Source organism: Pseudomonas sp. Marseille-Q5115, from assembly GCF_916618905.1.
GTDB lineage: Bacteria > Pseudomonadota > Gammaproteobacteria > Pseudomonadales > Pseudomonadaceae > Aquipseudomonas > Aquipseudomonas japonica_A.
In genome coordinates, this window is the sequence record NZ_CAKAKI010000001.1 from 1,395,511 (window position 1) to 1,421,613 (window position 26,103).

At 64.8% G+C, this 26,103-nt stretch carries 18 protein-coding genes and 1 pseudogene; 2 read left to right on the plus strand and 17 right to left on the minus strand.

The features are described from left to right. Positions 1–107 precede the first annotated feature (107 nt). From LG385_RS06815 to LG385_RS06835, 5 genes are all read right to left on the minus strand, one after another. On the minus strand, positions 108–1,832 hold the full coding sequence (locus LG385_RS06815) for a subtype B tannase (RefSeq protein WP_225773460.1): 1,725 nt from the start codon (positions 1,830–1,832) through the stop codon (positions 108–110). Positions 1,833–2,172: 340 nt separating this feature from the next. Beyond that, positions 2,173–2,835 carry a glycosyltransferase gene (locus LG385_RS06820; protein ID WP_225773462.1) on the minus strand — a complete coding sequence of 221 codons (663 nt, stop codon included), beginning with the start codon at positions 2,833–2,835 and terminating at the stop codon, positions 2,173–2,175. After that, a complete protein-coding gene (locus LG385_RS06825) occupies positions 2,832–3,431 on the minus strand; it encodes a class I SAM-dependent methyltransferase (protein WP_225773464.1) in 600 nt (199 codons plus the stop codon). The genes LG385_RS06820 and LG385_RS06825 overlap by 4 nt, the downstream gene beginning before the upstream one ends. Beyond that, a complete protein-coding gene (locus tag LG385_RS06830; RefSeq protein ID WP_225773467.1) occupies positions 3,428–4,192 on the minus strand; it encodes a PIG-L deacetylase family protein in 765 nt (254 codons plus the stop codon). Before LG385_RS06830 ends, LG385_RS06825 begins: the two co-directional genes overlap by 4 nt. Further along, positions 4,189–5,211 (minus strand): acyl-CoA dehydrogenase family protein, encoded by a 1,023-nt coding sequence (locus tag LG385_RS06835; RefSeq protein WP_225773469.1) that lies wholly within the window; start codon positions 5,209–5,211, stop codon positions 4,189–4,191. Before LG385_RS06835 ends, LG385_RS06830 begins: the two co-directional genes overlap by 4 nt. A 198-nt stretch (positions 5,212–5,409) precedes the next feature. On the opposite strand from LG385_RS06835, the gene LG385_RS06840 reads away from it, so the two are divergent. Then, the gene (locus LG385_RS06840) at positions 5,410–5,622 is read left to right on the plus strand and encodes a DUF2934 domain-containing protein (RefSeq protein WP_225773471.1); all 213 of its coding nucleotides are present in this window, start codon (positions 5,410–5,412) and stop codon (positions 5,620–5,622) included. 44 nt (positions 5,623–5,666) lie between these two features. Here LG385_RS06840 and LG385_RS06845 read toward each other — a convergent pair whose 3' ends face one another. The 4 genes from LG385_RS06845 to LG385_RS06860 all read right to left on the minus strand — a co-directional run bounded on the left by LG385_RS06845 (position 5,667) and on the right by LG385_RS06860 (position 11,124). Next, positions 5,667–6,404 carry an ABC transporter permease subunit gene (locus LG385_RS06845; protein ID WP_318781385.1) on the minus strand — a complete coding sequence of 246 codons (738 nt, stop codon included), beginning with the start codon at positions 6,402–6,404 and terminating at the stop codon, positions 5,667–5,669. A 9-nt stretch (positions 6,405–6,413) separates the two neighbouring features. Further along, complete coding sequence (locus tag LG385_RS06850) at positions 6,414–7,136, minus strand: ABC transporter permease (protein ID WP_225773473.1); 723 nt, start codon at positions 7,134–7,136, stop codon at positions 6,414–6,416. 33 nt (positions 7,137–7,169) lie between these two features. After that, on the minus strand, positions 7,170–8,018 hold the full coding sequence (locus tag LG385_RS06855; RefSeq protein WP_225773488.1) for a transporter substrate-binding domain-containing protein: 849 nt from the start codon (positions 8,016–8,018) through the stop codon (positions 7,170–7,172). 97 nt (positions 8,019–8,115) lie between these two features. Beyond that, on the minus strand, positions 8,116–11,124 hold the full coding sequence (locus LG385_RS06860; protein ID WP_225773491.1) for a PAS domain-containing protein: 3,009 nt from the start codon (positions 11,122–11,124) through the stop codon (positions 8,116–8,118). A 300-nt stretch (positions 11,125–11,424) separates the two neighbouring features. On the opposite strand from LG385_RS06860, the gene LG385_RS06865 reads away from it, so the two are divergent. Next, positions 11,425–12,477, plus strand: a complete 1,053-nt coding sequence (locus LG385_RS06865) for a diguanylate cyclase (RefSeq protein WP_225773493.1) — start codon at positions 11,425–11,427, stop codon at positions 12,475–12,477. Here the strand turns inward: LG385_RS06865 and LG385_RS06870 are convergent, their stop codons facing one another. The 8 genes and pseudogenes from LG385_RS06870 to LG385_RS06905 form a co-directional block, all read right to left on the minus strand. Further along, positions 12,478–13,989, minus strand: coding sequence for a T6SS phospholipase effector Tle1-like catalytic domain-containing protein (locus LG385_RS06870; protein ID WP_225773495.1), 1,512 nt, complete (start codon positions 13,987–13,989; stop codon positions 12,478–12,480). It lies immediately after the preceding gene. 135 nt (positions 13,990–14,124) lie between these two features. After that, complete coding sequence (locus LG385_RS06875; protein WP_225773497.1) at positions 14,125–15,243, minus strand: TIGR03364 family FAD-dependent oxidoreductase; 1,119 nt, start codon at positions 15,241–15,243, stop codon at positions 14,125–14,127. 17 nt (positions 15,244–15,260) lie between these two features. Further along, positions 15,261–16,285, minus strand: a pseudogene (locus tag LG385_RS06880) (putative 2-aminoethylphosphonate ABC transporter substrate-binding protein). Between the two features lie 29 nt (positions 16,286–16,314). After that, a complete protein-coding gene (gene phnX / locus LG385_RS06885) occupies positions 16,315–17,142 on the minus strand; it encodes a phosphonoacetaldehyde hydrolase (RefSeq protein WP_225773499.1) in 828 nt (275 codons plus the stop codon). A gap of 21 nt (positions 17,143–17,163) precedes the next feature. Continuing rightward, the gene (locus tag LG385_RS06890; protein WP_225773500.1) at positions 17,164–18,870 is read right to left on the minus strand and encodes a putative 2-aminoethylphosphonate ABC transporter permease subunit; all 1,707 of its coding nucleotides are present in this window, start codon (positions 18,868–18,870) and stop codon (positions 17,164–17,166) included. Further along, the gene (locus tag LG385_RS06895) at positions 18,870–19,907 is read right to left on the minus strand and encodes a putative 2-aminoethylphosphonate ABC transporter ATP-binding protein (RefSeq protein ID WP_225773502.1); all 1,038 of its coding nucleotides are present in this window, start codon (positions 19,905–19,907) and stop codon (positions 18,870–18,872) included. Before LG385_RS06895 ends, LG385_RS06890 begins: the two co-directional genes overlap by 1 nt. Before the next feature lie 91 nt (positions 19,908–19,998). Beyond that, positions 19,999–20,877: a LysR substrate-binding domain-containing protein gene (locus LG385_RS06900; protein ID WP_225773504.1), complete on the minus strand. Its 879-nt coding sequence runs from the start codon at positions 20,875–20,877 to the stop codon at positions 19,999–20,001. 55 nt (positions 20,878–20,932) lie between these two features. Then, positions 20,933–26,032 carry an ATP-binding sensor histidine kinase gene (locus tag LG385_RS06905; RefSeq protein WP_225773507.1) on the minus strand — a complete coding sequence of 1,700 codons (5,100 nt, stop codon included), beginning with the start codon at positions 26,030–26,032 and terminating at the stop codon, positions 20,933–20,935. Between the last annotated feature and the right edge of the window lie 71 nt (positions 26,033–26,103).

A 26,103-nucleotide genomic window follows, 5' to 3' on the forward strand; every position in this document is an offset into this window, starting at 1 on the left:
GCCTTCTTGGCTTCGGTTGCCTGCATCATGCGTCCCCTCGTAGCGCAAGGCGCGCAGGGAAGCGGCAAGCGCCCCCCTGTCGCTACGTCCTGTTCAGGCTCGTGGTCTCAGTCGTGCCGTGAATCGCCACGCGAATCGTTTTTCGCAACCTTGAGCATCCATGCGATCAGCTCGCTGTTGTCGTAGTTACCGGCGTGAGGCTGGTTCCAGGCGATCTGGTAATTCACGCCGGCACCCCGGTTCTGCAACACGGTGGCAAGGTTGAGGCTCACGAACGGTGAGGAATCACGGTCATAGGAGCCCACACGGATCCGCCAGTGCCGCGCCACTTCGCTGGAGCCATAGGCCTGGGCAGCGTAGGGGTTGACGTCAAGGCCGGTATTACGAGGGCTTTTCACAATGTAGTACATGGGGTTCATCATCGCCGCCCACTTGGCCACTGCGTCTTTCACCACAAAGCCTTTCAGGCTGGTGTAACCGGTCGCGCCCTTGAGCCCGGCCTTGGCGATGGCGTCGCCCAGGTTCTCGTCAAAGTGGTTCCAGCCCTTGGCCACCGTGACATCGTTGCTGAGCACCGTGGGGTCGGTATTGAAGGCATCCATCTCGCCGGTAACGCTGGCGAAGCCGTTGTCGAAGGCGCCCACCGGCTTCATCCGGTTCATGAACAGCATGAGGTTCTTCCAGCTGGTGAGCGTTGCGCTCCGGCTAGAGGCGTTCCAGCTGATGAAATCTTTCGGCGCAAGGCCCGACGCCAGGCCGTTCATGGTGGCCGCGGTGCTCATGTAGGCTTGCCCGGCGCTGTTGAGGCTGCCGTCGCCGTTCACATAACCGTTCTGCAGAATGAACCGCGTGGCCGAGTCGCCCAGCACGCTGTACACGTAGTTGCGATAGCTGCCGCCGCGTACCGCATCCGGGCTGTAGCTGTTGAGTTTGAGCGGCGCGCCAGTGCGCGGGTGCTTGAGGTCCAGGCCGTTGAGGTAAGGCACGTACTGATTGGCCATCATCGTGGACAGCGCTTGATCATTAGCGCTGAGAGTGATGGCGCCGGTGCGCCCGTGGGCGACCGTGATGCCGGTGCCGTTGAAGTAGTACTCATAGGCGGCGTTGGCGTTGTCCAGATCGGTGATGGGGCAGTAGGGAGCCACGGCAAACACCGCATCGCTTTCCTGGGCGGCGCCGATTTCGTTCAGGTAACTCTTGTACAACGGGCTGTCGCCCGTGGTGCCCACCAGGGAGCTGTACGCGCCGCCGCCGCTGGTGCCGCTGATGATGATCTTCTCGGCGTTGCCCAGCATCGCCTTGTCGTTGTGCCTGAGGTAGCGCACTGCGGCCTTGAGGTCCACGATCGCCGACGGCCCATCGCCTACTTCGGTGGTCACGCCGTCGATCACCAGGGTGGAGTCGCGCCCCCGGCCGGCCGCAGAGGCTACAACCATGCCCTTGGCGAGCGCCATGGCCGCCGCGCGGTTGGCGCCGGTTTCATCGGCGGTAGTCACATCAGCGGGGGTGAGCAGGTCCAGCTGCATATAGCCGCCGGTATTGAGCGGCATGAAGATGGGCGATGCCTGGGTCGCGTTGGACGGAATGTAGATCGTCATTACTTGCTGGGCGGGGTCGTTGGGCTTGGCGACGTAAGTCACGGTGTAGGCGGTGTACGTCACCGTTTGCCCGACTATCGTTACCGATCCTGCCGTGCCGCCCGTGCTGGAATCGAACTTCAAGGTATCGTCACTGTTTTTGCCGCTGGCGTGGGCGGCGGTGCCCAAGGCGGCCGTCAATGCAAGGCACAAGGCGGCGCGAGCGAAAGGCTTGGCTGCGGTGTTCATTCGCATGGTCATATCCTTTGAAGAGTTAGTTGTTTTTATCGTCCAACGGAAGTTCAGGCGAAGCGGTGAGGCGTGAGGGCAAAGCCCCGCCGTTCAACGTGCGTAGCCCAGGGTTACCTTGGTATTGCTGTTGTGAGGTAAGCCCGTGGTGGCCCAGGGTGGGCCGATTGGCAAACGATGCCGGAGTGCGGCCGGCGCGCTTGAATATAGGTGGGAGGGTTTGGGCGGGGTAATGCCTTTGAAGTGCAAAAGGTATGCGTTTTGTTTATTTGAATGTATCGGCGGGGAAATAAAAAAACCGGCATAAGTGCCGGCTTTTTGATATCAGGCTATAGGGAAGTTGATATCAGGGCTGCACGCCCTCTGCCAATCCCTTCAAGTAATCGCTGAACCCGCCCTGCGCTCGGCAATCGAAGCGGGCACTGGTGATCACTCGGTTCAGATGTGTCCACACGATGCGGGCACCGCTGCGCTCGAGGTCTTCGATCAGGTGCACGTCTTCGTGGGCGCTGAGCGGGCGGAAGCCGCCCACGCGACGGTAGGCGTTGGCGCATACGCCCAGGTTGGCGCCGTGAATGTGCCGATGGCCGTCGCGGTCCTGGTAATTGGCCATGTACCGGGCTTGTACGCTGGCGGAGTGGCCGCTCCAGTCTTCAACATGCACCGTTCCGCAGACGGCCTCCGCGCCGAATTTCAGTTGGTTGCAAAGCCAGTCTTCGCCAACCAGGCTGTCGGCGTCGGTGCAGGCCAGCCAGCGCGCGCCGCGGCCAAGCAGATAACTGGCCCCTACGCTGCGGGCGTGGCCCACATTGCGGCTGTTCACGCTCAGGGTCTGCACACCCAGTGCTGTGGCGATGGCATGCGAACCGTCGGTGCAAGCATCCAGCACAGCAAGTATTTCCACCTCTTCCCCGGCAAGCTCGGGATGCCTGGCTGCCTTGAGTACGGAGCTCAGGCAGGCCCCCAACAGCTGCTCTTCGTTATGAACCGGGACCAGAACGCCGATCATTCGACCACCTCGCTTAAATCGAAGCCAACCGGCTGGTGGCCCCAGAGTTCCAGAATGAAGTCTTTCTCAAGATGGTGAATCAGGGGCTCAAGTTCCAGCTTCCGCGCCAGTATTTGATGTACACCATGACCGTCCATCCGGCAGCCCTCGATCGGGTGCAGCCAATGACACGCCAATACGCAACCGCCAGCCGCCAGGTTCTTGCCAGCCCGGATGGCCACCTGCTCCCAGGCTTCGGGGTCCAGGTAGTAGCCCACTTCGCTCAGCACGATGAGGTCGAACTCGCCCGGCGGCCAGTCATCGGGCAGCGAACACTGGCGTACGTCCACCCCCTCGATGCCTGCCAGCCGTTCTTGCGCCAGGGCCACGGCCTGGGCGTTGAGGTCGGTGCACAGCAGTTGGTCGCAGCGCTGGGCCAGCTCCGCGCTCAGCTCTCCGTTCGAACAGCCCGGCTCGAAGCCACGGCGGTAACGCTGGCGGGGGAGGCAGGCGAGGGTGAGGTCGCGCTTGCGTTTCTCGTACCAACGGCGGCGGTAGGCCCAGGGGTCGGGGTCGCCGTCGTACAGGTTATTGAAGTAGCCTTCCGGGTCTGTCATAGGAACACCACCTCGTAGGGTTGCAGCCATCGCCGAAGGGCTTCTTCGCTTAGTACGGGGTCGGCGCCGGTGGTGGGATCGCGGTGGAGCTGGCTCTGATGCGCATGAAGCGCCGCCTGTTTGCGTGCCAGCCATTGCGGCGTGAGTGTCAGGCGGCGAGCCCGCTCCCAGGGAAGGCGGTCATCCTCGGGGGTAGCCCAATGCCAGGCCCATACAGGGATTTCGCGCAATCGGGCCCCCGCGTCGGCAGTGGCGGCCAGGCAGGCGCGCGCAACGGCTTCGTGGTCGCAATGGCCATCCAGCCGCCAAGTGGTAAATACGACGTCGGTGGGTCGCAGCAGCGCTCTCAGGGTGGCGGCAAGGCCGGCCTCGTCGTTGCCCACCTGGCTGTCAGGTGCATGCAGGCGCTGCCAGGGCAACCGCTCCGGCGCCAGGCCGAGGGCGCGCAAGGCCGCCTCGCTTTCAGCGTAACGGGCCTGACGCAAACGCTCGGGCGGCCAGTCAAGGGAGCCAGGGTGGCTACCTTCGCCATCGGTCACGGACACCAGCAGCAATTCCTGCTCGCGCTCTGTCAGCGCCGCCAGCAAGCCACCACAGGCAATCACTTCGTCGTCCGGGTGAGGCGCCACCACCACCACCCGCTGGCCCCGTGGGGCCAGTTCATCGAGGCTGATGGCCGGCACCGCAGCCAGGCGGTGGGAGTTCTGCCATGCCTCCAGCGGCGTGCCTTTGGTTTGTATAAGATTTTCGGCGTCGCTCATAGGCGCCAGTCTCCAGCCTGGGATGGGTGGCGGCTCAAGGCCCCAAGGGCGGCAAGGTCGCGCTCGGCATGGCTTTGGCGTACGAATACAGGAAGGTCGGCGGCGAGCCGGGCAAAGTGGCGGTCGCGGCAGAACGGAGTAGCGCCCAAAGCGCGGCCCACGTGGTGCAGCACCTGCTCTACGGTGCGTTCGACCTGGGCGCGCCCCCGCCGCACCGAGAGCTCAGCGTTACGGGTGGGATGGGTGTCTATCCACTGCGCGCACTCGCGCAGGCTGGCGGCGGCCATGGACAAGCTGGCATCCACGGCGCCCAGATGGGCCAGCGCATGGGGGTCGGTTTTGCTGCCATCGCGCAGGTATTCGCTCAGGCGGGCGGCGGCGCCATACCAGCAGGCGGCAATGCCGGCGCCGCCTTGCCAGAAGCCCGGCCGCTGGAGGTAACCGTCACCGGCGCAAATCACCTGCGCCACCGCGTCATCGAAGCGCACGTCCAGGCTGGCCGTGGCCGCCATGCCTACTGCCTGCCACGCGCCGTCAACGATCTGGATTCCGGGTTGGCGCAAATTGACCGCGGCCAGCCAGGGCTCGTCGTTGGCGCCCCACACAGTGACCAGCGCATGATCGACCTGCGCCGCCCCTGAGCACCAGGCTTTGGTGCCATGCAAGCGCAACTGGCCATCGCTCGAACGCTCTGCGCGCACCCGTGCATTGAGCGGATCGGAGGCCCAGACAGCCCACAAGCCTTCACCTGAGGGGTGATTGGGCGCCAACTCGGCGAGGATCGCCAGCGCGTCGGTATGCCCCTCGTAAAACTTCACAAGGGAAAGGTCGACGGCCGCGACCTGTGCCAAGGCGCGCCAGCGCTGCAGGGTATGGCCGGCACCGGGCAATGGAAGATGGCCCTTCCCTGCGGCGATCAGGTCCCGCAGGTACTGCTCGATATCCAGGTCGGCGCTGGCAACCGGTTCGCCCGTAAGGCGAGCAGTACCTTGGCCCAGGTAAACCGCTGCTGTGCTCATCAAAATTGTCCCGTCGCTGCGTTTTGTATAGGAGTTGCACAAGCGCAACGGGTTCAGCACATTTCATCGGCCCGCGAGTTTTCTCTCAGGAGGGTCAGCGGCCCTGGCCAGCCGTCGGGGCGGTATCGCTTTCATCCAACTTACGGCCCGTTGCCGGGTCGATGTGGAAACAGCCATCAGCGAACGAGGACTACGGCCATGAGCGTGGACGAAAGCAGGATCCGAGACCGTGCGTACGAACTCTGGGAGCGCGAAGGCCGCCCGGAAGGCGCGGCGCATTCGCATTGGAAGCAGGCCAGCGACGAGCTGGAATCGGAAGCGAGCGATACCAGCAACGCCGATACCCTGGACGATGCGTCCGGTGGGGTGGAAAGCGGCGTGGCGCAGCCGATGCCCAAGCCTGAAGCCTGATTGCCGGAGGGTAGGCAGGCCGAGCCGGTTCAGCGCAGTCGGCGTCAAGGGTCGGTAGGTAGGGGCGCCGCAGCTTGTGCCGGGGCATCGCTTTCCAAGGGGCGCGTCGGCACGGCAAGGCGGTGCTCCAGCCAGGCCACGGCGCGCACTACCAGGAAATTCAGCACCAGATAAATAGCCGCGGCGCAGGCGAACACCTCAAGGGTGCGGTAGCTGCGCTGGATGATCTGCTGGGCAACGCCCGTGACGTCCCACACGGTCACCAGGCTGGCCAGCGCCGTGGATTTGACCAGCAGAATGGCCTCTGTGGAGTATGCCGGCAGCGCCTGGCGCAAGGTGATGGGAGCAATGATCCGGCGCAGCAGCTGCCAACGAGAGAGCCCGATGGCCAGGCCTGCTTCGATCTGCCCTTGAGGCACGCTCAACAGGCCACCGCGGATGATCTCGGCGGTGTAGCCTGCGGTACACAATGCCAGCGAGAGCACGGCGCAGGCATAGGGCGAACGCAGTACCACCCAGGCGAAGCTCTGGCGCACCTCGGGGAACTGCCCCAGGCCGTAGTAAATCAGAAACATCTGCACCAGCAATGGGGTACCGCGGAACAGCGCGATATAACCACGCGCGGGGTAACTCAACCAAGGACGCCGGTTCACCCGCAAGGCCACTACCCCAAGCGAAAGGCACAAACCTAGCGCGAGCGACGCGAAGAACAACCCGAGCGTGGTGGGCAGCGCCCCCATCAGCTTGAACAGGGTGCTACCCAGAAATTCGAAGTCGATCACCACAGGCCCTCAGGAGTGCATCGCGTTGGTACGGCGGGTGCGGCGCACGCGGGCTTCGGCGGCGGCGAACACACGGCCCGACAGCCACGTGAGCGCCAGATACCCCAGGCCGCCCACGATGTAAAAGGTGAAGTACTGGCGTGTCGAGCCCGCCGCCACCTGGCTGGCGCGCATCAGCTCCACCAGCCCGATCACCGATATCAGTGCCGAATCCTTCAGGCTCATCTGCCACACGTTGCCCAACCCAGGCAGGGCAAAGCGCAACACCTGCGGGATCAGTACCCGGCGCAGGCGCAGGGCAGGGGACATGCCAATCGCGCTGGCCGCTTCCAATTCGCCCTTGGGTACCGCCAGGTACGCGCCGCGGTACACCTCGGCCTGGTACGACCCGGAAATCAGCCCCACCGCCAGCGCGCCCACCGCAAAGGGCGGCACGTCGATGTAGCCACCGCCGCCGAACCAGTGGGCAACTGCCGATACCATGGTGGCGCCGCCGAAGTAGAACAGGTAGATCACCAACAATTCCGGAATGCCGCGAAACAGCACGGAATACAGCTCCCCCAGCCAGCGCAATGCGCGCCGCGATGACAACTTGGCCATGGCCACCAGGGCGCCGGCCACTGCGCCGATCAACAGCGCTACAGCGGTGAGCACCAGGGTCATTCCCGCCGCTTGAAGCAGCGTCGGGCCCCAGCCGTGTTCACTGAAGCCCAGCAACTCCACAAGCGCCATGTGGGTGTCTCCTTCGTGGTCGGGCAAGGGCCATTACGGGGTGAGGTCCACCTTGAACCACTTCTCGCTCAGGCGCTTGACCGTGCCATCGGCGATGGCGTCCTTTAGGGCGGCGTCGAAGCGGGCCTTGAGGTCGGTGTCCGCCTTGCGAAAGCCCAACGCCTCGCCTTCGCCCCAGATGGGCCCGGCGATCTCCGGCCCGGTATACGCCAGGCCTTTGTTATCGGGCTTATCCAGGGTGGCGTTGAGGAAGGTCACGTCGTCGAACACCGCGTCGATGCGGCCGGCGTTCAGGTCCAGGATCGCGTCCGCCGAGGTGCTGTACTCGCGCACCGTGGCCACGTCCTTGAAGTACTCGTCGATAAACGGCGTGTACACCGTGCCGGAGGCAATGCCGATGGTTTTACCGTCCAATGCCTTGCGCAGGGCCTCGACGGCCGGCTTGATCTGAGCAGGGTCATTGGCCAGGGTGATGGCGCCTTCCTTGCCAGGCGTGCCGGGCAGCAACTTGGCGTCCATGGCCGCGAAGCTCGCTGGCGTGCGGGCATAAGGGGTGGAGAAGGCCATCACCTGCTTGCGCTCTTCGGTGATCACGATCGCATCCATCAACACGTCGAACTTGCCGGCGTTGAGGCTGGCGATCATCCCGTCCCAGTTCTGCACCTTCAGCACGCATTCCAGCTTCATGCGCTGGCACAGCACCTCCATCAGTTCAGGCTCGAAGCCGCTCACCTTTCCGCCCGGCAGGGTGAGGTTCCACGGCTCGTAGCTGCCTTCGGTGGCGATGTTCACGCGGCTCCAGTCCTTGGCGTTGGCCGTACCGGTTGCCAGCAGGCAGGCCGCAAGCAGCCCCATGGCCCAGCGTTTATCGCTCTCTCGCATCGTTGCGTTCCTGTGTGGGTGATGAGTAACCGCGCCCCGTTTCGACACATTCACAGGTTAGCTGTTACCGCAACGGCACAACAAAATCGCAAAAGGCTCAAGCGTTGCCGAGCATCCGGGCAACGTTCGCTGCCAGGCTGGCCATGGAGAAGGGTTTGCTCAATACCGCCATGCCGTCTTCGAGGTCCCCCGCAGCCAATACCGAATGCTCGGCGAAACCGGTTACGAACAGCACTTGAAGGGTGGGGCGTGCCACGCGCGCCGCGTCAGCCACCTGGCGGCCATTCATGCCGCCGGGCAAGCCCACGTCAGTCACCAGCAGGTCGATGCGGGGCTCGCTCGCCAGCAGTTTGAGGCCGGCTGGCCCATCATTGGCCTGCAAGGTGCGGTAACCGGCGTGCTGCAGCGCCTCCACCATCAGCATGCGCACGGTGGCCTCGTCATCAATCACCAGCACGGTTTCGCCCATGCCGGTTTCCGCCGCGGCCATGGGTACGGGCCTACCCTCCGGCGCCGCCTCACCCAGGTGGCGTGGCAGGTAAAGATTGACCGTAGTGCCCAGGTTTACCTCGGAATGGACCCGCACCTGCCCGCCCGACTGGCGCACGAAGCCGTGCACCATGGACAGGCCCAGGCCGGTGCCCTGGCCGATGGGCTTGGTGGTGAAGAAGGGGTCGAAAATCCGCTCGATGATGTTCCCGGGAATGCCCGTGCCGGTATCCGTCACGCCAATGCGCAGGTACTCGCCCGGTGGCAGGTCATAGGTTACGGCGGCTTTGCTATCGAGGTGCAGATTGCTGGTTTCCAGTGTGATGCTGCCACCTGCAGGCATGGCGTCGCGCGCATTGATTGCCAGGTTCAGCAGTGCGCTTTCCAATTGAGGGGCGTCAACGCAGGCTGGCCACAGGCCCGCTGTGACGCTCACTCGCACTTCGATCGCCGGGCCCACCGTGCGCCCGATCAACTCCTGCATGCCCATCACCAGCTGGTTCACGTCGAGGGGGCGGGGGGCCAGGGTTTGCCGGCGGGAAAACGCCAACAGTCGCTGGGTGAGTGCGGCCGCCCGCTGGGCGGAGTTCTGCGCGCCCTTGAGGAAGCGGTCGAGGTTATCCGAACGGCCGGCCTTGAGCCGCTGTTCGACGATCTCCAGCCCGCCGATGATGCCCGCCAGCAAGTTGTTGAAGTCGTGGGCAATGCCGCCCGTGAGCTGCCCCACCGCTTCCATTTTTTGCGCCTGGCGCAGGGCTTCGTGTGCCTGGGTGAGTTCTTCAGTACGCTCGACCACCCGCTGCTCGAGGGTTTCATTGGCAGTTTGTACCTGCTGGAACAGCCGTGCGTTGTCGATGGCGATAGCCGCCTGAGCAGCCAAGGCGACCATCACTCGCTCGTGTCGCTCGCCGAAGCGGCCGGGTTCGGGGTGCCCGAAAAACAGCCCGCCCAGCACTTCGCCCGCCCGGGATACCACTGACACCGCCAGGTAACTGCGCACCGGCAGATGGCCCTCGGGCATACCGTTGTGGGGGCCCCGCTGCCCGTAGCGGGGGTCGGCCAGGATATCGTCGGAACGCACCACGCCTTTGTTACGGAAGGTCGGGGCGAACACCGGCGTGGCGCGCAACCCGCCGAGCGAGGAAAACTGTTCCCGCTCGGCGCCAGACAGCGTGAACAAGGTGAGGTGCTCGCCACTGTCATCCAGCACGTTATGGAAGAACGCGCCGAACCGGGCGCCTGTGAGCGCTACCCCGGCATCGGTCAAGGTTTGCACCACCCGTTCCAGGTCCAGGTCGCCGGCCAACAGTTTGTTGATCTGGTCGAGGGTTTCCAGGGTACGGGTTTGTTCGCGCAGGGCTTCCTCGGCGCGCACCCGGTCGGTGATGTCCACCACCAGTTCGAAACAGCTGCCATCCGGCAGGCGTTTGGCCGCGACCAGGGACCACCACCGGCTGCCGTCCTTGCGCAGATGCTCGCGCTCGAAGGGTGTGGCGACGCCGCAGGCCTTCAGCTCCGCCATTGCCCTGAGCCAGGGCCGCCGCCACTCGGCCGGCGTGAGCATTTTCCAGTTCAACCGGCCGGCCTTCACGTCCTCGGCGCTGTACCCGCTCATGCGCAGGAAGGCTTCGTTGGCGTCCAGCAATACGCCGTCGTCGGTGAAAAACACCGCGCCGACAGTGTCGATGGCCAGCGCCGCGCGAAACCGCTCCTCGCTGGCAGCGAGCGCGGCCTGGGCCAGGTGCGCTTCGGTCACGTCAAAGCCTTCGCAGAAGATGCCGATCACCCGGTTGGCTTCGTCCGTGAGCGGTTCGTAGATAAAATCCAGGTAGCGCTGCTCGCTGGGCGCCCCTTCGTAGGCCAGCATGATCGGGGTGCGCTTGGCCACGAAACGTTCACCGGTGGTGTACACGCGGTCCAGCCACTCGTAGAAGCCCTGGCCTTCAAGCTCGGGGAACACCTCGCGAATGGGCTTGCCGATAAAGCCCCTGTGCCCGAACAGCCGCAGGTAGGCGCTGTTCACGAACTCGAACACATGTTCGGGCCCGCGCAATATGGTCATGAACCCAGGGGCCTGCTCGAACATCCGCTTTTGGCGCGCCAGGTCGGCTTCACGCTGGCGCTCATGCAGCACGCGCTGGGTAGTGTCGTGGCCCTGGTTGAAAATGCCTGAGATGTCACCCGTTTCGCCGCGGATAGGCGTGAGGCTGTAGTTCCAGTAGCTTTCGGTCACCTCACCGTTTCGCATCAACGGCAGCAACTGGTCGAACACGGTGAAGCCCTCACCGCTATCACTTACCTGGGTCAACTGCGGCCCAACGATGTGCCAGATGTCGCGCCACACCTCGGCAGCGGGTTGCCCCAGGCACCCTGGATGGCGTTCACCAGGTATGAACGCCCAGGCGTCGTTATAGAGCAGGCGCAGCTCTGGCCCCCAGTAGATTGCCGTTGGAAGGCTGGAATTGAGGCAGATGCTCAAGGCCGACCGCAGCGATTGGGGCCAGCCCTGCGGGTTACCCAGCGGCGTGCTGGCCCAATCGAAGGCGCGGATGCGCGCGCCCATTTCGCCGCCGCCGGACAGAAAGCCCAGCGCGAAAGTGATGTCGGTTTGTGTCATTGGTACTGCTGCCCTGGCCACGCCTTGAATCCGCCGAGAGTGTGCGGCGCGCAAGTGTAGGGGATAACCTGCCAAAGCGGCAGGATTACAGATTATCGGCGCGCGCAGACCTTATGGCCGCGCCCGAGCGGCTCTACTACGCCGGTCGGACGGCCATGCAATGTGATCGATTGGGCATTGTTCCGCCTATATCAAAGTGACATTATCCCGCCCGCGAGCCTCTTGGCTCACTTGCCATCTGTGCGAGCACGAACGCCGGCGTTGGCTATCCGTTAGTAAGCCATCAGGAATGAGGAAGCCATGCCGAGCAGCCGCCGCGAACTGGGCCGTGATTTTGCCCGCCGAATCTATGGCCCGCGGTCCATGGGCTGCGCGCTCAGTGCAGTATTCATCGTTGCGGTAGCGCTGAGCAATGGCGTTACCAGCGGTTGGGTGTGGGCACTGATAGGGCTGAACGCGTTTGTGTGGCCCACCTTGGCCTACCGGGTAAACCGGGCTGCGCTGGACCCCTACACGGCGGAGCGCCGCAGCCTGCTGCTGGACGGGGCATTTGCAGGCCTGTGGGCGGGCCAGATGGCGCTCAACCTGTTGCCCTCGGTGTTGCTGCTGGCAATGGTTTTGATGAATGCGGTGGCCGCTGGCGGTTGGGCGTTGTTGCGCTGGACAGTGTTACTGCAAGGGGCTGGCGTGATTGCCGCGTTGTTGCTCACCGGTTTCAAGCTGGCACCCCACACCACCGAACTGCAGATGCTCGCTTGCTTGCCGATGCTGGTGATCTACCCGCTGGCGGTGGGCAGCGCAAGCTACCGGCTGGCCGTGCAGCTGGCGGTGCACAAAAAAGCCTTCAAGCTGATCAGTACGCTGGACGGCATGACCAACCTGCTGCACCAGGCCGCATGGCTGGAGCGCCTGCGCGCCACCTGGCGGGAATGCCGTGGCGGGCAGAAGGTCGCCATCCTCGCCCTGCTGGACATCGACGACTTCAAAACCATCAACGACAGCCATGGCCACCTGGTCGGTGATGCGATCATCGCCCGCTTGGCCAACCTCCTGCGCGCCGGGCTTGGGCCCCAAGCGGTACCTGGGCGCTACGGCGGCGACGAGTTCTGCGTGATCCTCTACGACATAACCGTGAGCCAGGCCTTCGACCAGCTCAACGACATTCGCAAGCGCTTCAGCAACTGGACCGACGGCGCCTCGCCTGTGGCCCAGGCCAGCCTGAGCATTGGCCTGGTGCCCTATTCACGCAAGTACGGCTCCGAGCGGGACTGGCTGCAAGCGGCCGATGAAGCGCTGTACCGAGCCAAGCACAGTGGCAAGAACCGCTTGTGGTTGCAGGAACTGCCGGTGTGATCAGGGCGTGGCGCAGCGAGTGACTGGCGCGGCGGCGGTTTGCTCGCGTTGGGCCTGCGGCCTTGCCGTCGCCGGGCAGGCGCGCGGCAGTACCTTGAACAGCCGCCGCGGATCATCCCCCAGGTTGGCCGGGCGATAGTGCCCCTCGGGCTCGCGTTCGCAGTGCCGCACCCCCTCGGCCAAGGTGATCTGCATACGGCAAAGCACGCTGCCGTCCACGGTGTCCCCCACCACGGGGTGTCGGCGGTTAAGGCCAGCCAGCCGGAATACCCGCTGTCTCAGGCCCACGCTGTCGAGGAACTCGTCGTGTAGGCGGCCATCCAGGCATTCCTGCGGCCAGGGAGCGTCGGCGAAAATGCGATCGGCAGTGAAGTTGCCCAGCATCCAGCGCAGCGGCGTTGCTTCCAACCCGATGGGTTGCTGCGCCTTGGGAAGGTTTGGGTCGAGAGGGCAGCCACTGAGCGCCGGCGCGCCATAGCCGCCCCCCACATCCGCGTGCACGCCGGCGAACCACACCTCTTGTAAACGTTGCCCGTCACGCAAGGGGGCGAAAAAGCGCTGCAAGCGAAAGTCGTCACGCTGCTCGTCCAGGGACATCGCATGGTACCCCCGGCGGGCGTACAGGCCGATGCGATGGTCGTCGGGCTCCTCGTCGCGCAGCAGCCCGGCGGCCGGCACGGTGTCGAACACGCCGATGGCTTCGACCGTCACCGGGCGCACCGGCAGGCCGTGTTGCTTCTCATAATCCTGCAGATGCTTGCGCAGGGTGGGCTCGAAGCGGGCACTGCCGGTATCGCGGCTGAAGTAGATTTCGTACAGGTGATTGGCATCCCGGTGCAGCCGGGTAAGCCCCATAAAGGCCGGCATGCGATCTCCCCAGTCGACCCCGAGCGCCTCAGCATTTAGCAGCCCGGCGAACTCGATAAAGCCGTTGAGCGAGCGTGCCGTGAAGGCCCCACGGCTGAAACCGAACAGGTAGATCTGGTCTCCCGGCCGGTAGGCCTGGGCGAGGAAGCGGTAGGCCTGGCGTACGTTCAGGCTCACACCGGAGCCGAACAGGTTGCCGGTCACCTGCGAGCGCTTGTCATTGCCCACGCCCCGGTCGTAATAGGGGATCACCGGCTGGCCGTGGTCCGCCGCCTTCAGCGCCAGATCGTACAATCGCCAAATGTTCGTGCTGCTCTGTTTGTTGTTTGCCGTGCCATCCAGGAACACCAGCAGCTTGCGCCCCTGGGTCGCTTTATAGCGGCAGGCCAGTTGTTTCCAGCGGGCGGTGACCTGCTCATAGCTGTCGTCGGGGTCAGTGTTTCGCAGGTCCACCTGGCCGTCGGGGATACAGCTGGGCCCGCCCTGGTCAGGTTCCTTGGCTAACTGCAGGGTTTGACCCCGGGAGGTATCGGCATTCGGGGTAGGCTCCGGCCCGCGGGGGGCCGCGGCGCAACCGGCAAGCAGGCTCGACATGAGCAGCCAGATGGCCCCGGCAGGGGCGTGCGAGACACGAAGCGCATCCATGGTGACCTCGGCGGGTATCCGCGGGACCACACGGCGATAGCGGACGACCTGCCGGGGTAGTTAATGCAGCGTAGCAGCGTGTGCGTTGCCAGGGCGAACCAGGCAGAGGCTTTGTTCGCTGGCTGCCGCGAGCGCCTACCTGGCGTCGAACAGTTCGGCGATCACCTGTTCCCCCAGTGCCAACCCCACGCTCATCCCCAGCCCCGTATGCATCAATACCGCCGTTACCCCGTCGCCTGCGCGAGTGACACTGAACGGTCCGGGGCCCCGGCAGCCGTATACGCCCTGCCAGCGTTCGATCACGTCCACTTTACAGCCGAGCGTGTGCTCGGCCAGTTCGAGCAGCAGGCTGTCCACCGCTTCGGCATTGAAAGGTGAGGCGTCGCTGCCATAGGCGTGGGAGTCGCCGATGATCAAATCCCCGTAGGGGGTCGGGCTGATCAGCAGGTGAATGCCATGGGTTTCCAGCTCCGGCTGATCGCGGCGGATCTGCTCGCGGATGGCTTGGGCTTCGGGCAAGTCGGCATAGGCGCCGTAATGCACGCAGCTCAGGCCGGTGAGCAGGGCGTGGTGCAGGTCCAGCGGCTGGCGGGGGCGCGCGCGGAGCATTTGCAGCGCACACACCTGTGGGCTCAGCCTGGCCAGAGGTTCGGCCAGCAAGGTCTGGTAATCATGGCCCGAACACACCACCACCTGGCTAGCGGTGAAACGGCCCCGGGTGGTTAGCACCTCGCCGGGGGACACGTCCCGCACCAAGGTTGAGAAATGGAACGTCACACCCAGTTGTGTGGCCAGATATTCCACGATCTGAGGCAGCGCCTGGCGCGAGTACACCTGTTGATCGTCCAGCCCATGCAGAGCGGCCCGATGATGTGCGAAGCGGCCTTGATAGAGCGCGGCCAATGCGGGCCCGCGCAGCAGTTCGGTGCGGTAGCCGAGGGCTTCTCCTCGGCCGGCTCGGAAGGCCTCCAGCAATGCCTCTTCGGCTTCGGTGCGCGCAAACAGTAGCGAGCCCTGCTGGCGAAGGTGCAGCCCTGCTTCCGCCGCCAGCACGGCCCATAGGGTACGCGCCTCGCGCGCCAGCTCCAGCATCGGCCCCGGCGCCTGGCCGAAGTTGCGCACCGACGCGCCCAGGGGCGTGTGGCTGCGCTCGAACACGGTCACCCGCAAGCCGCGGCGCGCGCCGGCCCAGGCATGTGCCAGGCCGAGGATGCCGGCGCCGACGATGATCAGGTCGCTGTGCGATTCGTTCATACAAAGCTCCAGCAGACTTATCGGGGGAGGGGTTCGGATTTACCGTCATAGCGCTTGCGCCATTCGGCCAGGATTCGATCGCGGTTCTCCGACGCCCAGGTGAAGTCGTTCTTGATCAATCGCTGTTCGTAGTCGGCGGGCAGCTCGGCAAAGGGGGCCGCCTGGCCCGGTTGCGCCAGTACGGCGAAGTTTTCCCGGTACAAGGCCATGGCCGCAGGGCTGGCGGAGAAATCGGCAAGCTTGCGGGCAGCGTCCAGTTTCGGAGTGCCCTTGATGATGCCCGTGGCTTCGATTTCCCAGCCCAGCCCAGCCCCTCGCTTGGCAGGATCACATCCAGGGGGGCGCCTTTGCGCTTGAGTTGCACGGCGGGGTACTCGAACGAGATACCGATGGGGAACTCACCCGCGGCGGCCTGCTTGCAGGGCTTGGAGCCGGAATGGGTGTACTGGCCGATGTTCTGGTGCAGCTGGTCCATGTAGGCCCAGCCCTGCGCCTCGCCGAAGCGCTGCAGCCAGGCGCTGACATCCAGGTAACCGGTACCGGAGGACGCCGGGTTGGGCATCACGATCTTGCCCTTGTACACCGGCTTGGTGAGATCGGCCCAGCTGGTGGGGCGGGGCAGCCCTTGTTTTTCAGCCTCCACGGTATTGAAGCAGACCGTGGCCGCCCACACGTCCATGCCCACCCAGGCGGGAGGGTTGGCGGCGTCGCGGTAGTTGGGCCCGATCTGCGCCAGGTTCGCCGGTGCGTAAGGCTGCAGCAGCCCTTGCTGTTCAAGTATCGCCAGGCTGGAACCCGCCAGGCCCCATACTACGTCCGCCTGGGGGCGGTCTTTCTCGGCCAGCAGCTTGGCCGTGACAATACCGGTGGAATCGCGCACCCACTTGATGCGGATATCCGGGTTCTGTTTTTCAAACGCGGCCTGGTAGGGCTTCAATTGCTCTACCTCCAGCGCGGTATACACCGTCAACTCGGTGTCGGCATGGGCGTGGGCAGCGACGATGAGGCATAGCGAAACGGCCAATGCGGCGGGTTTGGTCATGGAGCGCTCCGTTTTAATGTAAGGGCGGGTCAATGGGCGTTCGGCAGTTCACCGCGGGCGAGGCGGGCATTGATGGCGTCGACGATGGCCGGCAGTTCGGCAATGGTGTCGATCAGGTAATGAGGTCGGCATGGGCCAAGCTCGGCGTCGATGCGCTGGCGCGCGGCAGCACGTTGTTCATGGCTAAGCGCTTGATAGTCTTCCCAGCTCAAGCCCAGGCAGTTACCCGAAAAGCGCAACGCTACCGTCCACATGCCGGCACGGCGGCCTTCGAGCATTCCGGGGGCGGTGTCGTCCACCTTTACGCACGCGGCCACGTCCTCGATTTCCAGAGCAATCACATTGGCCAGCGCCTGCGCGGGGGAGGGTCGCCCGCGCGGCACTTCATCACTGGCCACCACATGGTCCGGGCGGTAACCCGCCTCGCTGGCCAGGGCCTCTACCTTGGTCATCACCGCGCGCGGGTAGCCCGAGCAACTGCCGATCTTCAGGCCGCGCTCCTGAAGGCTCGCGATAGCCTCCAGAGCGCCGGGAATCATCGCTGAATGCTCGCCCACTTTTTCGATCTGCAGGGGCATGAACCGCTTGTACAAGGCCGTGACGTCGGCATCCGTGGGCAGCCGACCGAAGCGCCGTTGGAAGCGCTCCGCCACCGCAGGCTGGTCGCATAGCGCGCGGATGTGTGCCCATTTGCCCAGCCCCATGGGCCCCCGGGCTTCCTCCAGGCTGAGGGGCAGGTCGAAGCTGGCAAAGGCCTCGACAAAAATGCGAGTTGGCGCGAACGAGCCGAAATCCACCACGGTGCCGGCCCAGTCGAGAATGGCGGCGTGCAAACGAGTCGGGGGTTGATAGGTCATTGGAAAGGTTCCGTTTGAAGGTTAGTGGGTGGCTGCGCGCCAGGCTTGGCTGCGGCGTACGGCGCGGCGGGAGAGGGCCGCCAGCACCAGGGAGGCGAGGGCGCTGGTCAGCAGAATCAACGAGCCCATCGCGGCGGCGCCGCCAGTGTTCCCGGCATCATCGAGGTTGAGCACCGCAATGGCCGCCAGCATGCTGTCCGGGCTGTAGAGGAAGATCACCGCCGACACCGTGGTCATCGCCGACACGAACAGGTAGCGAAACACGTCCAGCAGCGCAGGCAGGCACAGGGGCAGGGTTACCCTCAGGAAGTGGCGCAGCAGAGGGACTTTCAACGAAAGCGCGGCAGCCTCGAACTCGGTGTCCAGCTGCCGCACCGCCGCGCTGGCGGTAAAATGCGCGGTGGTCAGGAAATGCGCGATGGTGCACATCGCCATCAACGGCAGGCTGCCATACAGCAGGTTCAGTGGGTTGTCGGGCAGGTTGAAGAAAAAGACATAACCCAGCCCCAGCACCAACCCGGGGACTGCCATGGGAATGAACAACAGCAGGCGCAGCGTGCGGGTGAGCGCCGTGGCGCGGGTTTTTTCCAGCAGGCAGGCGGCAAGGAACACCAGCGCCACCCCGCCGGTGGCGGTCCCCAGGCCCAAAACAAGGCTGTTGCGATACGCTTGCCATCCGCCGGGAAGATCCGAAAAAGCGTAGTGCTGTAGCGAAAGCGACAGGTCATACGGCCAGAACCGCGCCAGCGAGGCGTACATCGCCATGCCGAACACGCCGATCAGGGCTGCGCATACCAGCAATATCAGCAGCAGATACGCCCGATCGCGACCTGGCGAAGGCTGCGGGTGCCAGGCTTGAGCGCGGCCGCTCATGGCGTCGCGCTGGCGTCGGCGCAACCACAGGTCAACCCCGAAGCTCAGCAGGGCGGGCACCAGCAGCATCAAGCCTACCAGCGCGCCGCGGCCAAATTGCTGCTGGCCGACCACGGCCTTGTAGGCTTCCAGCGCCAGCGTCTGGTAATCCCCGCCCACCACTACCGGCACGCCGAAATCCGTCACGCACAAGGTAAACACCAGGCATCCCGAGGCGAATACACCCTGCCGGGAAGACGGCCAGGTGATGGTGCGAAACGCCCGCCAAGGCGAGGCCCCCATGCTGGCCGCGGCATCGAATAGCCGCCGATCCGCGAGCGCAAGGGTGGACATCAACACCATCAGGGCATGGGGGAAACAATAAATCGCCTGGCCCAGCACAATGCCCCAGAACCCGTAGAGGTTCCCCTGTAGCCATTCACGCAGCACCCCCTGGTTGCCGAACAGGTAGATCAACGCAATGCCGGGTAGCATCGAGGGCGCCAGCAGCGGCAGCAGCGCCACGCCGCGCCATAGTGGCCGGGCGGGAACACAGGCGCGCTGCAGGCCGTAAGCGAAGCCATAGGCCAGCGGCAGTACCAGGCAGGTAACGGCCAAGGCACTTGATAGGCTATTGGTTAGCAACCAATGGAAGTGCTCGCTGGTGAGCATTGCCGTTGCGGCGTTCAGGCCACCGCCTTGCCCAGGGGTATCGCTCAGGGCTCGCCAGAGCATGGCCAGCAAGGGGCACACCAAGGCCAGGGTCAACCAACCGAGTAGCGTAGCGAGGCCCGCGCCGATCAGCAGGCGATCGCCAAGGTCGGCGGGCAAACGGCGGGCTGGGGCGGGCTCCTGCAGCACAATAGCGCGGTCCATCAGGCAAATACCTGCAAATGGCGCGAGGGCAAGGCCACCCATAACGGCCCTGGGTGCAGCGGGGGCGCCATTGCGGGGAGCTCCGCCTGCAAGGTATGGCCGGGCATTGCATCCAGTTCGAACGCCAGGCGGCGGTGGTTCCCCAAAAACGTCTCGCCCCGCAGTTGCGCGCTGAACCGGTTTTCTTCGCCCGGCTGCGGGTTGACCAGCACGGCTTCAGGGCGACAGAACAATCGGCCCTGCGTATGCAAGGGGCCCGCCGGCAGATGCACGCTCAGGGTACCGACGCGTGCCTGCTGGCCCTCGAGATGGAAGGGCAGCCAATTGCCTTGGCCGAAGAAACGCGCCACGAACGGTGTGCGGGGGTGTTGATACAGCTCCCGGGCAGTGCCGTATTGCTCCACGCGGCCTTCGTTCATGACCGCGATGCGGTCAGCCATCAGCATGGCTTCGTCCTGGTTGTGGGTGACCATCAAGGTGGTGATGCCCAGGCGCTGCTGTAGTTGCCGAAGCTCTGCACACAGGTGGTCACGCACTTGCGCATCCAGCGCCGACAGCGGTTCGTCCAGCAGCAGTAGAGAAGGGTTAGGCGCCAATGCCCGCGCAAGCGCTACCCGTTGCTGTTGGCCACCGGACAGTTGGCCGGGAAACTTGCGGTCGCTGCCCTGAAGCCCGACCAGCTCTAGCATTTCCTGCACTCGGGCGCGGCATGCCTGGCGAGGCAATGCCGCGAGGCCGTAAGCAACGTTCTGCGCCACGCTGAGGTTAGGAAATAGCGCGTAGCTCTGGAACACGATCCCATAGTCGCGGGCAGCGGGCGGCAAAGTGGACACGTCGCGCTCGCCGACGATGATCCGCCCGCGATCCTGCCGCTCGAGCCCGGCCAGGCAACGCAGCAGTGTGGTTTTGCCACAGCCGGAAGGGCCCAGTAGGCAAACCAGCTCGCCGGCGCGCACGTCCAGCGATACGCCGCCCAGCGCCTTGAAAGCGCCAAAAGCTTTATGCACGCCACCGATGTGCAGACTTACCGTACCCATGGACCGAACCTCGCTGAAGTTAACGAGGCCCATGGTGGGCGCGGCCTGCTAAGCCTTGATGGCAGTTAACCCAAAAGCGGCGATAGGCGTATCAGTGGTTTTGCGAAGCGGGTAGTGCGGTTTCGCGAGCGAGCGCCAGCAAAGCGGCGGGCAGGCGGGCATGGCGCCGGTCCTTGAGGCAGTACAGGTATTCGGCGATCAATGGCGCGCCCTCCAGGGCGATCACGCGCAAGTCGGGGTTTTCCGGCACCTCGTGGCGGGCAATCACGCTCACCCCCAGGTTACGCAACACCGCCTCGCGGATGGATTCGCGGCTGCCGATCTCCACCGTGGCGTTCACCTTTACGCCTGCGCTTTCCAGCATGTGCTCGGTGAGCAGGCGCGTGGTGGACCCAGCCTCGCGCATCAGCAGGCAGTGCCCTGCGAGCGCGGCGGGCGGCAGCACGGCGCACGCGGCCAGGGGATGGCTGCGATGAGCAGCCACCACCAGAGGGTCATGGCCCAGTACCAGCCGGGTAAAGCGGCTGTCTTCTTCCAGTTGCGAGGATGCGGCAAGGTCCACGCGGTGCTCTTCCAGCGCTTCGATGACCTGCTGGGAGTTACCGATCTCCAGGCTTACCTGAATCTGCGGATGACGCTCGCGCAGGCGCTTTACCAGGTCCAGCACGTAGTAGGGCGCGGTGGCCCCCAGGCGCAGCCGACCTTGCAGCTGGCTAGCGTTACGCAGGTGGAATTCAATGTCCGCTTCCTGCTGCAACAGCTGTTTGACCATGGGCAACAAACGCGCGCCCTCGTCGCTCAGCACCAAACGCCGTCCGCCTCGATAAAACAGCTCGATGCCGTACTGGGCCTCCAGGTTGCGGATCTGGGTAGTGACCGTAGGCTGGCTGAGGCCAAGCTTCTTCGCTGCCTGAGTGATGCTGCCCAGGCGGGCAACCATGTAAAAGGCCTTGAGCTCTGAAGCAAGCATGGGGTGGGGCTCGGGTGAAGGGTGCACGCAGGGTAACAGAGCCGTGCCTGCGAAATCATTCAGGTGGCGAACCCCCTTCCACGCCCGGCAATGTAAACAGGAACAAATGCTCACCCTCGCGCCCCGTGTGGGTGTGCAACACGCCGCCGTGTGCGCTGATGATCGAGGAGCAGATCGCCAGGCCCATGCCCATGCCGCTCGCCTTGGTGCTGTAGAACGCCTGGAAGACCTTGCCGGCCTGGTCAGGCGCTATGCCGGGGCCGGTGTCTTCAACCATCACCAGCACGCCGCCAGGCACCGGTTCGGTACTTACCGTGAGGCGCCGTTGGGTCGCAGGCAGGGTTTGCATGGCGTCCATCGCGTTGTTCACCAGGTTCAGCACCACTTGCTGAACCTGTACCGCATCGGCTTCGACCAGGGCGGGCGACTGCAGGTTGAGGATAAGTGCTACCTGGCGGTCGTCGATGTCTGCCTGGGTGACCGCCAGTACCTGGCGGATAAGCGCATCCAGGGCTACAGGCTGGCGTTCCGGCGCGGCTTGGCGGGCCAGGGAGCGGATTGCGGTAACGATGTCGGCGGCGCGTTGGGCCTCGCTCTTGATGTCGCGCAGGCCTTCGCTGGCTTCGCCGATTTCTGGCTGTGGCCGCTGCAGCCAGCGCAGGCTGGCGCCGGCATTGGTAAGGATCGACAGCAACGGCTGGTTGATTTCATGGGCAATGGAGGCGGCCAGTTCGCCGAGTATGGTGGCCTGGGCGGTGCGGTTCAGCTCGCCGCGTGCAGCGCGCAGGGCTGTTTCGGTCTGCTGCCGGCGTTGGTTTTCCTCCACCAGGCTGCTGTACAGGCGGGCGTGGCTCAGGGAGATCGCTGCCTGGGCCGCCAGCCATTCCAGCACTTCCACTCGCGAGGGCTCGAACACCTCGGGGGCCAGGCCGTTTTCCAGGTACAGCAGGCCAATCACAGTGTTTTGCTTGAGCAGTGGCACGCACAGCGCCGAGCCGTTTTCCAGCCGCCGCAGGTAGCTGTCATCGGCGTAGCCGCGCAGTTGCTCGGGCCGGTTCACCACCAGTGAGCTGCGCCCACGCAGGCTGGCATGGATCAGGCTCAGGGGCAGGGCCGTGGGTGACGGCTGCGCCTCGCACAACTGCACCTCCACGCCGCCGACATTGGCGTGGGCGGTTGCGCGTAGCGTGAGCTCGTCGCCATCGGCCAGCAGCAGCGCGGCATCGGTGGCGCCTGCATACATCACCGTGGTGGACAGCAGGTTCTTCACCAAGGCATCGAGTTCTATCTCCCGGGAAAGCGCCTGGCAGGCGCGGGTGATCGACATCACATCCAGCGGCTGCGCGGTGGCCTGAGCGGGATGGCTGAACGCGAAGCGATCGGGCTCCAGCAGGAACGGATGCTCGGCCTCCAGTTGCCGGGCCAGCACGCCTGCGCCCCAGCGCACCCAGGCATCGCGCGCCAGCCGCCAGTGATGACGCGCCGACACCTCCAGCCCCACGCTGTGGTGACAGCGGGCAGCCAGTTCATGGCCCAGCCCTTGAATATGAATGGCGCCGCATTGAGTCGCATGGGCAATCGCGGTTTCATAGCCTTGCAGCGCGCCCAGGTTGTCACCGTTAACCCGGCATATTTCGGCTTCGGCCAGCGCCAGGCGGTCGGCAAAATACCGAGGGTTGAGGCTTGCCCACAGGCGCAGGGAGCTCAGCGGGCAGTCGAAATTCTGTGGGCTGCCCGTGGCGGTCTGCAGCGCGGCGCGATTCAACACGGTGAACAGTGCCAGGTCGATCAGGTGGATGTGCGCCGGTACCGCCCAGGCCAGCGCCCAGGCGGCATCCATGCGGCAGGCGGCCGCGGCGAAGTTGCCTTCGAGGAATTCGAACAGCCCGTCGAACAGCTCCCACCAGAAATGCAATGGCCCCATGGTGCTGGCTTCCACCCGCCGGGCCAGCTCCGCACGCTCGGGGATGGGCACCGACCCGCCCACATCCCCGGCCAGGCGCCGAATGTACCGGGCCTGGATATACAGAATGCTTTGCGCGTCGGCGTACTCAAGGTTGGTCGCCAGGTTCAAGCCGGCATCGATTTGCCGGAGCATGCGCTCAATGGGCGCGCCCAGCACCAACAGGTCCGACACGATATGCGTGTTGGAGAAGCACGCCAGGCTCGGGCTGCCTTGCGCCAGGCTCGACCTGTACGCCTGTTCGGCGCATTCGAGTGCGAAGGGCAGGGGCTGGGTCCATACACTCACCTGGTCCAGCGCCACCAGGGCTGCCACCCGCCCGCTGGCGTAGCGAGGCTGCTCGGCCAGCGTAACGGCGCAGTGGCTGAAGCCGAACCCCAGTGCGTGAGCGTCAAAGCGGTGGGCACAGGTCACACCCAACCAGGCAAGGCCGGGAATGCTGGCGGCGGTAAGGCCGTGGGCGAGGGTAAGGCGGGCGATCTGGCAGGCCGTGACCAGCATCAGCGTAGGGCTGATGAAGGAACCGGGAATCAACACGCTGGCCAACAGTTCGATCAGGGCTTCCACGGGCGGATCAGCCGCAGGGCGCAGGCTGAGAAATACACTCGGCGATCGACCGGCGAGATCGTGAAGCAGCCCTTCCCAGGCCTGTTTGGCCTGCTCGCAGGACGGATCAGGGGCCATGCTCACGCCCAGGCTGGCCAGCCCTTTGATGATCGTTTGCACGGCCCCGCTGTAGTCACCTTGCAATGCGCGTATCTCGCTGGCGAGCCGGTAAAGGCTGGCCCCTTCCAGGGCGTCCAATGGGTGCTGCAGCAGCGTTGCGATATGGCGCTCGGCTGCCAGATGGTCGGCATCGAGAATAAGGCACTGCACCTGAAGAAGGTCCACCTCTCGGGTCAATGCCCGCAAGCCGGGGGAGGCGGCGGCGAGCATGCGCTGCGCCTGCGCCAGATAGCGCAAGGCAATTTTTGGCGCCGCAGCCGCGCGGGCAGTATCTGCGGCGCGGACCAGCACCGCCACGAATGCCTGCCGCTGGCTATTGCCGAGCAACGCGTGGTGGACGCGCAGTACCTGGCCGGCAACGCGGAACAACGCCTGCGCGTCTGCCTGGGCCGATAAGCGCCCCAGCAGAATGGTCGCAAATTGCAGGTGCATGGCATGCTGAATGTCATCGCGCAAGCGTGCGCGAACCGCTTCAAGCATCGAGTCATGCACGAACGCCAGCCCGCCACGGCTCTCTGCCACAAGCCCGGCAATGATCGCGGGGCGCAGCATGGCGGTGAGCGGTACAGGGTCGGTTGCGGTAACAGCGGCCAGGTCATCCAGCGGCGTATGGTTGCCAAGCATGGCCAACATGCTGAGCAATTCCCGAGTGCGCTCGGGTAGGTCATCCAGGCGGGTGGTGAACAGTGCTTCCACGTCGGCGAACACAGGAAGGTTGATCGCCGCCTCCGGCCGCTCGAGATCACCCAGCACGGCGATAACCTGATCGATATACAGCGGGTTGCCAGCGCCGCGCTGATGCAGCCGGTGCGCCAGCGCGTCGCGTTCGGTACTGTGCAGGCTCAGCCGAGCGTCGAGCACGGTGGCGATGTCATCGACACCAAGCGGGAGGAGGGTGATCTCCCGACAGCGCTCTCCCAGCGCCCGGAAATGCCCCAGCAAACGGACCAGAGCAGGGTCGGTGGCCAAGGCATCGCTGCGACAGGCGAGGATCAGAAGAACGTGGTGCAAGTCCCGACCGCTGAGTTCAGCAAGGAACGACAGGGTTTCGTGATCCACCCACTGCACGTCATCAAGGAACACCACCACAGGGCACTGAGGCGTGGCCAACGCTGCCAGAAGCCGCTGGAACAGCCCCAGAAGGTTGCGCCGCGCTTCGCTCACCGAAGGTTCGCTGGCGGCAGGCAGCACTCCGGTGAGCCATTGCAGCTCCGGTACCAGGCGGCTCAGGGTATCGCCCTGATCGCCCAAGGCCTGGCGCACGCGCTCGGCTACGGGTTGCGCCTGCTCCGGCGAGGCGCCTGCCAGCCGGGTGAACAACGCACCCAGGGCCGCGCAAAGGGCACCATAGGGCAAAGGGTGGCGTGCCAGCTCGCATTTCGCGTTGGCAAACAGCAGCGCTTGTGCACCCAGGCGTTGGCGCATGCCACGTACCAGGCTGGTCTTGCCGATGCCCGGTTCGCCACTGATGAACACCGCGCCGCCGTGTCCGTCGTAGAGGGCTTGCACCGCCTCGTTCAATACCGCCATCGGTGCTTCGCGGCCCACCAGCGTCACCGCCAATGGAAGGCGGGGCGGTGCTTCGGTGTTGGCTTGAAGGGTGCCGTATTCACGCCATTCGTTATGAAAGCGCCATAGTTGAGCTTCGAGCAGGCGCGCCGACGCAGGCCGGTGTTCGGGCTGCTTGCTGAGTAAACGGGCGATCAGCTGCTCCAGGGGTTCGGGGGCTCCCTGGCAAAACCGGGACAGCCGGGGCGGGGTGACCGCCAGGTGCTGCTGACGCCATTCCAGTGGATCGTTCGCTTCGAAAGGCAAGCGCCCGGTGAGCAGCTCGAAGAAGGTAACGCCAAGGGCGTACAGGTCTGTCTCGGGGCGCACCGACGCAGCGCCAACGGTGTGCGCTTCCGGCGCGAGGTAGGCGTAGCGGCTCGGCCGTGCACCGGCCGGGGCCCTGGCATGGTTGTCTATTGCTGTTGCCGCGCCGAAGCCGGTCAGCCTCACCAGGCCCTCGCTGCTCACCATCAAATGGCGCGAGCACAGGTGGTTATGGATGATGCCGCGTTCATGGACGACGGCAAGGGCAGCGCTGGCGTTGATCGCAAAGGTAAGGAAGCCTTCCAGCGGCAATGCACCCGCCACGGTGGAGGCCGGCTGGCCACCGTCCTGCAGCACCAGGGCCGGCCCTTCGCGGGTGGTCAGGCGGCCGAGGGGGCGCAATGCCCCAGCGGCGCCCAAGCTCGGTGCCAGGGCGTATTCACGATCAAGCCAGGCGTGAGCTTCAGCAGTGGCAGGGTGGTCTGCCCGTACCAGCAGCCAGCGGCGCAGGCCATCGGCGCTGGTTACTCGCCAGCGGCTTATGCCATCCTCGACATCCAGGAGGGACCAATGCAGGCCGGCAAGCCAATGTTCATCGAACGATTCGAAGCCAGGCACAGGGCCGTCTTCGCTTACATACACAGCGTCCATGGCTGCCCTTGGCCAGGGAGCAGGCCCCACTGGCCCGCTGGATAGTGGCCATCTTACCTGCATCGCCACCA